Below are 11329 nucleotides of genomic sequence, written 5' to 3' on the forward strand. Positions count from 1 at the left end.
CCCACTCACTGCTGCGGGCAGCTCACCTCCGCCGAGGGGATGCCGACGCGTGTGGCGATCCACGGCAGGGAGTCGGCGAACGCCTCCGAGAACACGTCGAAGGTGTGGCCGCCGCCCGGCACCACCACGGAGCAGACGGTGATCCCGACCCGGCGCGCGAGCGGCACCAGCGTCTGCTGGGCGGCGTAGGGCTCGCCGTCGCCGTCACCGACCTCGAACCAGCCGCCGAGCCGGGGGAAGCGCCGCGCCGCCAGCAGCGACGCGGGCTCGTGGGCGCGGAAGGCCTGGGCCGAGCCGCCGAACAGGCCGGACACGGTCGAGGCGGTGTCGGCGTTCGTGTCCCCGACGCGGGGTCCCGCCAGCCCGGCATAGTCGCCGAAGGTCCCGAACAGCGTGGGGTGGCGCAGCGCCAGCATCGCCGCGCACGAACCGCCCTCGGACAGGCCCGCGACCGCCCACGCCCGCCCGGTCGGCTGCGTGCGGAAGGTCGAGGTCACGAACGCCGGCAGGTCCTCGGTCAGCGCCGTCTCGACCCGCCCCAGCGACGAGTCGACGCACTCGGTGTCGGCGTCCTCGGTGCCGTTGACGTCGGGCGCCACCAGGATCGGGGCGGTGCCGCCGTGCGCCGCCGCGAAGGCGTCGGCCGTGGCGGCGGCGCGTCCCGGCCCGAACCAGTCCGACGGCGTCCCCGGCGTGCCGTGCAGCAGGACGACCACCGGCAGCCGCGGGCGCGGCCGCGCGAACCAGGCGGGCGGCACGTAGACCAGGGCGGGCCGCGCGGCGAACCCGGAGCGCCGCGGCGGGATCGTCACCGGCGCGATCTCCCCGGCCGCGGGGACGGTGGTCTGGCGCAGCAGGCGCGCCAGCGGCTCCTCGTCGGCGGGCTCGACGCCGAACACGGCGCCGAGCGTGCGGTCGTAGTCGACGTAGGTGTTCACCCCGGCGGCCACGGTGACCAGCAGGAGCACCACCGCGGCGAGCACCCCGAGCGCCCGGCTCGCACGGCGGCGGGCGCGGACGGCCCCGACGACGACGAGCAGCAGCAGCACACCGAGCAGCGCGTGGAAGGCCCAGCCGGTCACCTCGACGTCGCGCGGGTCGCCGTCCGCCTCGGCGAGCAGCACCACCACCAGCACCGCGACCACCACGGCGAGCGCCGCGATCACCCTGCCCGTCCCGACGACGGGTCGGGTCCGGGTGCTCACGCCGGCGCCGGGTCGGGCGTGCGGGCCGCGCTGGACCGCGCGAGCACGGTCGTGGCCACCACCGTGACCACCACCAGCACGCCGATGAGGACCCACTCCGCGCCGTCGGCCCGGACCTGCTCGCCCAGGACGGTCAGGCCGAGCAGGGCCGCGACGAGGGGCTCGGCGACGGTGATCGCGGGCAGCGTCGTGGCGAGGTCGCCGGCCTGGAAGGCCGCCTGCTGCAGGTAGGTCCCGCCGACGGCGGCCACCACCAGCACCCAGGTCTCCCACCCGAGCAGCAGCGGCAGGACCCCGTCGGTCAGCAGGTCGACCACCGACTTGGTCAGGGCGGCGAGCACGCCGTAGGCGATCCCGGTCGCCACGGCGAGCGCCGCCGCCCGGACCCGGCCGTGGCGACGGGCGGCGAGGAGCAGACAGGCCGCCAGGACGACGAGGAGCACCGAGCCCGTCGGCACCCACGCGGCGAACGGCGCGCGGTCCTCGCCGGCGGTGGGCTCGCCGATCACGAGGAACAGCGCGAGGGCGGCCGCCAGCACGAGGGCCCACACCGCGTCGCGCGCCGTGATCCGGCGCCCACCGGTCCACGCCTCGAGCGGCAGCGCGAACAGGAGGGTGGTCACCAGCAGGGGCTGGACCAGCAGCAGCGAGCCGACCCCGAGGGCGGCGGCCTGGACGACGAAGCCGCCCGCGTCGCCGACGCTGCCCGCCCACCAGACCGGCGACCGGACGAGCCGGCGCAGCAGCCCGAGCCCACCGGCCTCGTCGTCGGGGACCTCCCCCGCCGCGCGCCGCTGGGCGACCGACCCGACCGCGAGCAGCAGCGCCGCGAACAGCGCCAGCGTCACCGCCAGGCCGGTCACCGGTCAGCCCTCGAGCGGGTCCGCGCCGTCGAAGTCGGTCCCGTCGGTGAACCAGGGGGCGATCCGGTTGTCGAACATCGTCAGCGCCGACCCGATCGCCATGTGCATGTCGAGGTACTTGTACGTGCCGAGCCGACCACCGAAGAGGACCTTGCGGTTCGTCGCCTCCTTGCGGGCGAGCTCGCGGTAGCGCTCGAGCTTGGCGCGGTCCTCGGGGGTGTTGATCGGGTAGTACGGCTCGTCGCCGGACTCGGCGAAGCGCGAGTACTCCCGCACGATGACCGTGCGGTCGGTGGGGTAGGTCGTCCGCTCCGGGTGGAAGTGCCGGAACTCGTGGATGCGGGTGAAGGGGACGTCGCGGTCGGCGTAGTTCATGACCGGCGTGCCCTGGAAGTCACCCGTCGTCGTGACGACCTCGGACTCGAAGTCGAGGGTGCGCCAGCCGAGCTCGCCCTCGCTGAAGTCGAAGTAGCGGTCGAGCGGGCCGGTGTAGACCGTCGGCACGTCCTCCGGCAGCGAGTCGCGCAGGTCGAACCAGTCGGTGTCGAGGCGGACCTCGATGTTCGGGTGGTCGGCCATCCGCTCCAGCCAGGCGGTGTAGCCGTCGACCGGGAGTCCCTCGTGGGTGTCGTTGAAGTACCGGTTGTCGAACGTGTAGCGGACCGGCAGGCGGCTGACGATCGAGGCGGGCAGGTTCTTCGGGTCGGTCTGCCACTGCTTGGCGGTGTAGCCCTCGAAGAACGCCTCGTAGAGCGGGCGGCCGACGAGCGCGACGCCCTTCTCCTCGAAGTTCTGCGCGTCGTCCACGTCGATCTCGGCGGCGTGCTCGGCGACCCAGGCGCGCGCCTCGTCGGGCGTCATCGCCTTCCCGGCGAACTCGCAGATCGTCGCGAGGTTGACCGGCAGCGGGTAGACGCGGCCGCGGAAGATCGTGAAGACCCGGTGCTGGTAGTTCGTGAACGCGGTGAACCGGTTGACGTAGGCCCACACCCGCTCGTTGGAGGTGTGGAACAGGTGCGCGCCGTAGCGGTGCACCTCGATCCCGGTCTCGGGGTCCGGCTCGGAGTAGGCGTTGCCGCCGAGGTGGGACCGGCGCTCGACCACGAGCACGCGCTTGTCGAGCTCGGTGGCGGCACGCTCGGCGACCGTCAGGCCGAAGAAACCGGAGCCGACGACGACCAGGTCAGGCTGGGCCATGCAGCTCACGGTAGTCGGGACGCCGGCGGGGTATGCCGGGGGCATGCCGACCGTGACGCGGACCGTGACCACTCCCGCCCCGCTGGAGACCGTCCGGGACTACCTGCGCGACTTCGCGAACGCCCCCGAGTGGGACGCGGGCACGATCACCTGCGAGCCGGTCGACCCGTCGACCCCGGTGGGCGTCGGCAAGCAGTGGACCAACGTCTCCGAGTTCCGCGGGCGGCGGACGACGCTGACCTACACGCTCGAGGCCGACGAGCCGGAGCGGATCCGCATCGTCGGGCGGAACAAGACGGTGACCAGCGAGGACGAGATCGAGCTCTCCTACCTCGGCACCGTCACCACCGTCCGCTACACCGCGACGTTCACCTTCCACGGCGCGGCGAAGCTCGCCACGCCGCTGCTGATCCCGGCGCTGCAGAAGCTGGGTGACGACGCCGAGCGCTCGCTGCACGACGCGCTGGTGAAGCTGCCCACGTCCTGACGGCGGGTGGCGCGGCTCAGCCGCCCACCTGCGCCCGGGTGTTGCCGACCCGCGCACTCTCGATCGTGTAGGTCGCCGGCTGCGTGATCGCCGAGTCGCGGTAGAGGCCCATCTTCCAGTAGGAGGCCACCGTGGCGGTCGACTTCTTGTCCGTCGGGTACAGCGTCCCGCCCGCAGGCTTGTAGCCGGCGAGCACCTGGGCGCCGTCGCGCCAGATGTCGACGGTGCCGACGGCCGGGTCCCGCGAGAACAGGATGTGGACGATCAGGTCGGTCCGCTGGCCCGTGGTGGCCGGCCCGAGCACCTGACCGAAGAGCCGGGACCCGCCCGGGTAACCGTAGCCGCCGGAGAGGTTGAGGTTGCCGTCGCGCACGGTGATCTCCAGCGGCGGCGAGCCCGTCCCGTCGTTCTTCCACTGCGTGATCAGCTGCCACGTGTTCACCTGCGTCGGGAAGTCCGTGGGCAGGTAGAAGGAGAAGCGGAACCAGCGGTCCTGGCCCTCGGTGAAGGTCGCGGTGGTCGGGACGATCTCCGTGCGCGTCCCGCCGCCCGGCATCGTGAACTGCGCCGCCTTCGCTCCCGACGTGACCGGCGAGTCGACGATCACCGGCGCGCTCGCTCCCACGTTGTTCCACGGGGTGTCGTCGAACTTGCCGAAGCCCGACGAGGTGAAGCTCGAGTCCCAGGACTGCGTGGTCTGGGGCGGGAGGCTGGTCGACGTCGTCGTGGTGGTCGTCGGCGGCGCCGTGGTGGTCGTGGTGGCGGGCGGTGCCGTGGTCGTCGTGGTCGTGGCGACGGGCGGCGCCGTGGTCGTCGTCGTGACCGGCGGGGCCGTCGTGGTCGTCGTCGTGACCGGCGGGGCGGTCGTGGTCGTGGTAACCGGCGGCGCCGTGGTCGTCGTGGTCACCGGCGGGGCGGTCGTGGTGGTGGGCGGCGGGGTCGTGGTCGTGTCCGGCGTCGAGAGCGCGGGCACCGTCCACTTCTGCGCGTTCGTGTTCACGCAGGTGGCGATGGTGATGACGACCTTCGCGGCGATCCGGTTGCCCTGCGGCGCGAGGCACAGCTTCGACTTCTGGTTCTGGATGAAGCCGGTGGAGTAGAGCGACCACTTCTGCGAGGTCGACGTCGTCGAGCACGCGACGAGCACGACGCGGGTGCCGTTCGCGGTGCCGCCGCTCAGGGTGTCGATGCAGCGGCCCTGCACGCGGAGGGTGCCGTCACCCCAGCGCGACCACTGCTGCCCGAGGTTGGTGCCGCAGACGTTGAGCCACTGCGGGTTGTTCGTCGCGGTCGAGTTGTTCGAGTTCTCGAGGCAGCCGCCGGCGAGGTTGGTGATCCGCCCCGTCACCGTCGCCGCGGACGCCGGCGCGCCCAGACCCACCAGCAGGCCGACCAGGAGCGCCAACGCCCCGATCCCCGCACACACCCGTCGACCCACGCTGCCCCCCAGGTTCACGTCCGGTGGTCATGTCGCGCGGATCTCGGGAAGCATTACCGGCAGCTCCTCACCCGGATGGTCGCAATTCGATAACGCACCGTCCCGCGCTGTCGAGAATGCGGGCGCGGGATCGACCACGGGCGACACCGAGGAGAGGGCTGACGATGGACGCAGCGCAGGAGTACCGCGAGACCGCGGCACGGTTCACCGAGCTCGTGGACGGCGTGCCGGACGACGCCACGTGGGAGCGGCCCTCACCGGTGCCCGCGTGGACGGCGCGCGACGTCGTCGGGCACCTCGTCGGGTGGTTCCCGCCCTTCCTCGCCGGTGGAGCCGGCGTGGACCTGCCGTCGGGACCCGACGTCGGGACGGACCCGGCCGGGGCCTGGCGGACGATGAGCGACGGGGTGCAGGCCCTGCTCGACGATCCGGCGACCGCCGGACGACAGCTCGAGAACCCGCACATCGGCACCGTGCCGCTGCCGGAGGCGGTGTCACGGTTCTTCACCACCGACGTGTTCCTGCACAGCTGGGATCTCGCCCGCGCCACCGGTCAGGAGCACGGGCTGGACCCCGACCGCTGCGCCGCGACCCTCGAGGGCATGACCCCGATGGACGAGATGCTGCGGGCGTCCGGTCAGTTCGGACCGAAGGTCGAGGTGGGCCCGGACGCCGACCCGGTGTCCCGGCTGATGGCGTTCATCGGCCGGGACCCGCGCCGCCGTCCCTAGCCCACCTGCGAGGAGGTGTTGCCGACCTTCGCGCTCTCGATCGTGTACTGGGCGGTCTGGGTGATCGCCGAGTCCCGGTAGAGGCCCATCTTCCAGTAGGAGCTCAGGCTCGCCGTGGCGGCGGTGTTCGTCGGGTAGAGCGTCCCACCCGGGGGCTTGAGGCCGGCGATCACCTGCGTGCCGTTGCGCCAGACGTCGACGACGCCCTTGCCCGGGTCCCGGGAGAAGAACACGTGGACGACCAGGTCGATCCGCTGGCCCGTCGTCGCCGGCGCGATGACCCTGGAGAAGGTGCGCGGACCGGCCGGGTGGCCGTAGCCGCCGGAGAGGTTCAGGTTGCCGTTGCCGACCGTCAGCTCCAGCGGCGGGGAACCGGTCCCGTCGTTCTTCCACTGCGTGAGCAGCTGCCAGGACGTGACCTGGGTCGGGAAGCCGGTGGGCAGGTAGAAGGAGAACCGGAACCAGCGGTCCTGGCCCTCGGTGAACGACGCGGTCGTCGGGACGATCTCGGAGCGGGTCCCGCCGCCGGGCATGGTGAAGCGGGCGGCCTTCGCGCCGGAGGTGACCGGGGAGTTCACGAGCACCGGCGCGCTCGCGCCGACGTTGTTCCACGGGGTGTCGTCGAAGTTGCCGAACCCGGCGCCGGTGAAGTTCGAGTCCCACACCTGACGAGTCTGACCCGGCAGCGAGGTCGTCGTGGTGGTCGTCGTGGTCGGCGGTGCCGTGGTCGTCGTGGTCCGCGGCGGCGTCGTGGTGGTGGTGGTCCGCGGCGGCGTCGTGGTGGTCGTGGGCGGCGGCGTGGTGGTGGTCGGCGTGGTGGAGAGCGCGGGCACCGTCCACTTGTGGGCGGCCACGTTCGCGCAGGCGACGATCGTCATGACGACCTTCGCGGCGATCCGGTTGGACAGCGGCGCCAGGCAGAGGTTCGACTTCTGGTTCTGCACGTAGCCCGCGGCGTAGAAGTTCCAGCGCTGCGAGGTGGACGCGGCGTTGCAGGTCGCCAGCACCACGCGGGTGCCGGACGCGGTCGCCCCGCCCGCGGTGTCGGAGCACAGGCCCTGCACGCGCAGGGTGCCGTCGCTCCAGCGCGACCACTGCTGACCGGCGTTGGTGCCGCAGTTGTTGAGCCACAGCGGGTTGTTCACCGCGGCCACGTTGTTCGCGTTCTCCAGGCAGCCGCCGGCCGTGTTCGCGACCCGGCCGGTGACCACCGCGGCCTCCGCCTGCCCGGGCGTCACCCCGGTGGCGAGCACTCCGACGAGCAGGGCCAGGGCACCCAACACGGACACGAGGGCCGCTGTGCGACGGTGTGGCGCCCGCTCCCGCCCGATCTCACTGTCCGTCATCCCGCTCCTCCGTTGCGTGACCGTTCGCTCCGGGTGTCGCTCGGGGCCTGCGGTGTATTAGTCCGAACGGACTACACGACCGGGTGATCACGGGATGGTCACGGCAGGGGAAGGTTCACGACGATGCCTCGCCCGGCCGCCCTGGCCGCCGCCGCACTGCCTCCGTTGCTGCTCGCGGCGGTCGGACTGACCCATCCGCTGGTGCTCACGCCGGAGTCGGCGCCCTGGTGGCGTGACCTGCACGTGATCGGCCTGGTGGCCTTCCCGCTGCTCGCCCTCGGGCCGTGGGTGGTGGTGCGGGGGCGCGGCCTGCTGCTCGAGGGCGTCGTGATCGTGCTCGGCCTCGTGTACGCGTGCTTCTACACCGCGCTCGACGTGCTCGCCGGCATCGGCGGTGGCCACCAGACGATGACGCTCGGGCCGGGACCGTGGGTCGCGTCCCTGTTCGGGATCGCCGACCAGCTCGTCGTCCCCGGCGTCTACGCCTACCTCGCCACCGCGGTGATCGGTGGCGTCACGGCGATCCTGGTGACGCCGGGCGTCGGGCGGGTCGTGGCGGTCGTCGGGACCGTGCTGGTCGTCGGCGGGGCGTACTCGTTCCTGACGAGCCACATCTACTACCCCGTCGGGGTGCTGACGATGGTGGTGCTCGCGGTGGGCTGGACCGCGCTGGCGGCGGTGGTGCCGCGTCCGGTCAGGTCGTCGCCGCGGCGGCGGCAGCCTGTTCCCACATGAGCAGGACGACGGCGAGGGTGAAGACGGCGAGCGGCGTCGGCATACCGGGGAGGTCGGCTTCCGCGTCACCGCGCCAGGTCCCGGTGCGCCGGATGCTGCCCACCGGTTCCTCGGAGCCGGGGTCGGCCACCCACTCCTGATCGGCCTTCCAGATCGACCGGCGCCGGAAGTGGAACGTGTCCTCCGGCGTCACGATCGTCCAGCGCTTGCGCCCGATCCGCTCGGCCCGCGCGAGCTCGTCGCCGTCGCGGGTCAGCGTGTACTGGGTGCCCGTCCAGCTCGACTGCACCTCGTACGCGATCCCGTCCAGCGTGTAGCGCACGGCCGAGCGCCACCCCCGCGCCTCCAGGACGAGCAGGGGCGTGTCGTCCTCGCGGACCTCCCAACGGGAGCGCAGCGACGACACCCGGTGGGCCTCCAGCATGGGCGGAATCAGACCAGTCGGTGGTGTCCGCTTCAAGCGGGAGGAGCGCTCACTCGGGTTCGGTGCCGCGCGGGCGGAGGCGCGTGGCGTCGATCTCGCGGTCGTGCAGCGGCAGGACCACCTCGGTCACCAGGTCGGTCACCTCCGCGACCCGGGCCGACAGCCGTCGGTTCTCGTCGATGTCCGCCTCGAGTGCCTCCACCCGCGCGCGCAGCACCGCCGTCTCCGCGGCCTCGACGTCGTACCGACGACGGGCGTCCGCGAGCTCGGACCGGAGCACGCCGACGTCGGTCAGCAGGTTGTCGCGGTCGGACCGCAGCTCCGCCACGTCGCGGAGGATGGCGGTCCACTCGGGCACGAGGACCCGCCGCGCAGCCGCGCCGACGACCCTCACCGGGTTCCTCATGCGGCGCTCACGACGACCGGCGCCCGCCGCAGCTCCAGGTCGCCGCCGTTGCGTCCGAGCACGAGCCCGTGGCGGACGGCCATCCGCTCCAGGTCCTCGCGGTCGTCGGTCACGTCCACCTGCGCGTGGCCGCCCCGTCGCAGCACCATGCCGAGGAGGCGGAGCACGTTCTCGCGGCCCGCCTCGTCGAGGTGGTCCAGGACGCGGCCGACGAGGACGACCCAGCCGTGGTCCTCCGCTGCGAGTTGCGCGCCGAGACGCACGACCGCGCGGAGATCGCGCAGGTTGACCGAGTGGATGTCCGCGTCGCGCCCCTGCACGGCCGCCCGGGCGCTCTCGAGGGCGGGCGCGTTCCAGTCCACCCCGACGGCCCGCCCCAGGTGGTCGGCGAGGAACGCGGTGTCGGCGCCCGCACCACAGCCCAGATCGAGGGCGGGAAGTCCGGGATCGGCGTCGACCAGGCGCCGGGCGCGCGCGCTCACCTCGCGACGGTCCGTCCGGGACGCCCAGTCCTCGCGGTCGACGTGCATCCCGGGGAACCAGAGATCCAGCCGACGCCGGGTCGCTCGCGGCGTCTCGAAGCGGAAGGCCGGGTCGGGCACCCGCCAGCCCGGCCCGTAGTTGGCCTCGAGCGCGAGTTCGACGTCGGCCGGGGCCGGCATCGGCCGTCCCGCGATCGTGACGCTCGATCGTGGCAGCAGGTCGGCCCGCCGGGCCGGGTGCCGGATGCAGAACAGCTGGTGCCAGTGGCCCTCGCGCACGAAACCGGCGAACACGTCCACGTAGTGGTCGGACACGCCCTCGTGCTCGAAGTGCATCTGCAGGTGTCCCGCGGAGTGCCGCAGGACGTCGAAGCCGGCACGCCGGAGCACCCGACCGACCTCGAAGCCCTCGCGGGCCACCTCGACGGGGTCCTCGTGCCCGCTCACGTAGCCGAGGTCGACGTCGTCGTCGTGTCCGAGCAACCGTCGCTCCCGCACCGCCCCGAGCAGTGTGCCTCCGGTGACGAAGGGCTCCAGACCGAGCTCGCGCTCGAGCACGGCCGTGACCGCCTCGGCGTGGTCGAGGAGTCGCTCGGTCACCCGGGGGTCGCTGTCCCCGAGGGCACGACCCAGCCGGCCCCACTTGTTGACGACGAGATCACGACCCGACGCGTCGGTCACGGCGAACCGGCCGCTCCCGCCCAGGTCGACGTCGACCGCCGCCCCCGGAGGTCCGTCCGGTCGGCGCAGCGCGATGGTCGCCGTCCCGTGGAGATGCGGCCGGAGGGCGTCCGGCCACGGGATGCGTCCCGCCGGATGGTCCTCGAGGCGGACGGAGAAGAGTCGGCGGCCGTCGAGGAGGACGTCCACGGGCCCCCCGAGCGGCCGGACGCGCGCCGCGATCGCGTCCCGATCCACCCCGACGATCTCGGGAGCAGTGACGCACGTCTCGTCCCCCATACGAGACACGGTACGGACCGCCGTTCGTCGCCGTCCGTTCACCTCCCCGTCGGCCGACACGAACGCCCCGTGGACGGCTCGCGACCGTCCGTCACATGATCGACGCCCCATCGACGAGGCGTGGCCGACAGGGTTCGATGGGCTCATGGTCAGGCCTCCCGCGGCACGCCGGCTCCGTCACGCGGTGCGCGTCCGGCTGCTCGACGCTCTGCGCGACGCCGTCCGACCGGTGATCACCGAGCAGGTCGAGCACCTGCGGCGCGACCAGCAGCGGCGCCTCGCGGAACTCTCCGCCCAGGTGGAGGACCTGCGTGCCGCCCTGCACGCGCGCGAGGTGCGGGACCGTCGCGACATGCTGGCCGCCGGTGAGCGCGAGGCGGTGGAGTCGAGCGCCCGCTTCGTCCGCGACGCGATGACCGGCGCACGCACCTTCCCCGCGCCGACGGACACGCTCGCGCACGCGCTCTCGCTCGCCCCGACCGGCGGGATGGCGCTGGAGTTCGGGGTCTACAGCGGGACGACGTTGCGTCAGATCGCCGACCGCCGCCCTGGTGCGGTCTACGGATTCGACTCGTTCGAGGGCCTGCCCGAGGACTGGCGCGCGGGGTTCCGGGCCGGGACGTTCGCAGTCGACACGATCCCCGAGGTCGAGGGCGCCGAGCTGGTCGTCGGCTGGTTCTCCGAGACGCTGCCGGGCTTCCTCGAGGCCCACCCGGGTCCGGTCGACCTGCTCCATCTCGACGCCGATCTCTACTCCTCGACGGCGACCGTCCTCGACCTGGTGGGCCCCCGCCTGCGGCCCGGCTCGGTCGTGGTCTTCGACGAGTACCTCAACCACCCGGGGTGGCAGGACGGCGAACACCGCGCGTGGCGCGAATTCGTCGCCGCCCACGACGTCGAGTTCGTCTACGAGGCGTTCACCCACGACAACGAGCAGGTCGTCGTCGTGATCACCGGGACCAGGAGCAGCGTGGACACGCCGTCGGCGCGACACGCCTCCGGCACCGGCGGGTGGAGCTGACCCGGTCGTCTCCTACCCTGCGGACAGCACCGTC

12 protein-coding genes are annotated in these 11329 nt (G+C 72.9%); 4 read left to right on the forward strand and 8 right to left on the reverse strand.

Features of this window, described 5'->3' with window-relative positions; translation table 11 throughout:
* Positions 1-5 precede the first annotated feature (5 nt).
* The 3 genes from LN037_RS33625 to glf are packed head-to-tail and all read right to left on the reverse strand — an operon-like array spanning position 6 to position 3265.
* Positions 6-1205, reverse strand: coding sequence for an alpha/beta hydrolase (locus LN037_RS33625; protein WP_230753951.1), 1200 nt, complete (start codon positions 1203-1205; stop codon positions 6-8).
* Positions 1202-2068 (reverse strand): DMT family transporter, encoded by an 867-nt coding sequence (locus tag LN037_RS14990; protein ID WP_230753953.1) that lies wholly within the window; start codon positions 2066-2068, stop codon positions 1202-1204. The genes LN037_RS33625 and LN037_RS14990 overlap by 4 nt, the downstream gene beginning before the upstream one ends.
* 3 nt (positions 2069-2071) lie before the next feature.
* Positions 2072-3265 carry a UDP-galactopyranose mutase gene (glf, locus tag LN037_RS14995; protein WP_230753955.1) on the reverse strand — a complete coding sequence of 398 codons (1194 nt, stop codon included), beginning with the start codon at positions 3263-3265 and terminating at the stop codon, positions 2072-2074.
* A 43-nt stretch (positions 3266-3308) separates the two neighbouring features.
* Here glf and LN037_RS15000 point away from each other — a divergent pair, with 43 nt between their 5' ends.
* Positions 3309-3752, forward strand: coding sequence for an SRPBCC family protein (locus LN037_RS15000; protein ID WP_255694184.1), 444 nt, complete (start codon positions 3309-3311; stop codon positions 3750-3752).
* A 16-nt stretch (positions 3753-3768) separates the two neighbouring features.
* Here the strand turns inward: LN037_RS15000 and LN037_RS15005 are convergent, their stop codons facing one another.
* Positions 3769-5157, reverse strand: a complete 1389-nt coding sequence (locus tag LN037_RS15005; protein WP_230753959.1) for a heparin lyase I family protein — start codon at positions 5155-5157, stop codon at positions 3769-3771.
* Positions 5158-5354: 197 nt separating this feature from the next.
* Here LN037_RS15005 and LN037_RS15010 point away from each other — a divergent pair, with 197 nt between their 5' ends.
* Complete coding sequence (locus tag LN037_RS15010) at positions 5355-5921, forward strand: TIGR03086 family metal-binding protein (protein ID WP_230753961.1); 567 nt, start codon at positions 5355-5357, stop codon at positions 5919-5921.
* On the opposite strand, the gene LN037_RS15015 is transcribed toward LN037_RS15010, so the two are convergent.
* Positions 5918-7210 (reverse strand): heparin lyase I family protein, encoded by a 1293-nt coding sequence (locus LN037_RS15015; protein WP_230753963.1) that lies wholly within the window; start codon positions 7208-7210, stop codon positions 5918-5920. The two genes, LN037_RS15010 and LN037_RS15015, sit on opposite strands and share 4 nt — an antisense overlap.
* Before the next feature lie 180 nt (positions 7211-7390).
* On the opposite strand from LN037_RS15015, the gene LN037_RS15020 reads away from it, so the two are divergent.
* Positions 7391-8002, forward strand: a complete 612-nt coding sequence (locus LN037_RS15020; RefSeq protein ID WP_230753964.1) for a hypothetical protein — start codon at positions 7391-7393, stop codon at positions 8000-8002.
* On the opposite strand, the gene LN037_RS15025 is transcribed toward LN037_RS15020, so the two are convergent.
* From LN037_RS15025 to LN037_RS15035, 3 genes are read right to left on the reverse strand one after another with little or no spacing between them, the layout of a single operon-like run.
* Positions 7962-8426, reverse strand: a complete 465-nt coding sequence (locus LN037_RS15025; RefSeq protein WP_230753966.1) for a hypothetical protein — start codon at positions 8424-8426, stop codon at positions 7962-7964. The two genes, LN037_RS15020 and LN037_RS15025, sit on opposite strands and share 41 nt — an antisense overlap.
* Positions 8427-8475: 49 nt before the next feature.
* Positions 8476-8832, reverse strand: coding sequence for a DUF6752 domain-containing protein (locus tag LN037_RS15030; protein WP_230753968.1), 357 nt, complete (start codon positions 8830-8832; stop codon positions 8476-8478).
* Complete coding sequence (locus LN037_RS15035) at positions 8829-10274, reverse strand: class I SAM-dependent methyltransferase (RefSeq protein ID WP_230753970.1); 1446 nt, start codon at positions 10272-10274, stop codon at positions 8829-8831. Before LN037_RS15035 ends, LN037_RS15030 begins: the two co-directional genes overlap by 4 nt.
* 184 nt (positions 10275-10458) lie before the next feature.
* Between LN037_RS15035 and LN037_RS15040 the strand changes: the two genes are divergently transcribed.
* Positions 10459-11295: a class I SAM-dependent methyltransferase gene (locus LN037_RS15040; RefSeq protein WP_230753973.1), complete on the forward strand. Its 837-nt coding sequence runs from the start codon at positions 10459-10461 to the stop codon at positions 11293-11295.
* The last annotated feature ends 34 nt before the right edge of the window (positions 11296-11329 follow it).

Origin of the sequence: Actinomycetospora soli (assembly GCF_021026295.1) — a bacterium.
Lineage (GTDB): Bacteria > Actinomycetota > Actinomycetes > Mycobacteriales > Pseudonocardiaceae > Actinomycetospora > Actinomycetospora soli.

What these genes read in the sequence shown, in the direction of transcription:
- glf (WP_230753955.1), bottom strand. Translation starts at nt 3,265, where the DNA reads ATGGCCCAGCCTGACCTGGTCGTCGTCGGCTCCGGTTTCTTCGGCCTG.
- LN037_RS15000 (WP_255694184.1), top strand. Translation starts at nt 3,309, where the DNA reads ATGCCGACCGTGACGCGGACCGTGACCACTCCCGCCCCGCTGGAGACC.
- LN037_RS15010 (WP_230753961.1), top strand. Translation starts at nt 5,355, where the DNA reads ATGGACGCAGCGCAGGAGTACCGCGAGACCGCGGCACGGTTCACCGAG.
- LN037_RS15020 (WP_230753964.1), top strand. Translation starts at nt 7,391, where the DNA reads ATGCCTCGCCCGGCCGCCCTGGCCGCCGCCGCACTGCCTCCGTTGCTG.
- LN037_RS15025 (WP_230753966.1), bottom strand. Translation starts at nt 8,426, where the DNA reads ATGCTGGAGGCCCACCGGGTGTCGTCGCTGCGCTCCCGTTGGGAGGTC.
- LN037_RS15030 (WP_230753968.1), bottom strand. Translation starts at nt 8,832, where the DNA reads ATGAGGAACCCGGTGAGGGTCGTCGGCGCGGCTGCGCGGCGGGTCCTC.
- LN037_RS15035 (WP_230753970.1), bottom strand. Translation starts at nt 10,274, where the DNA reads ATGGGGGACGAGACGTGCGTCACTGCTCCCGAGATCGTCGGGGTGGAT.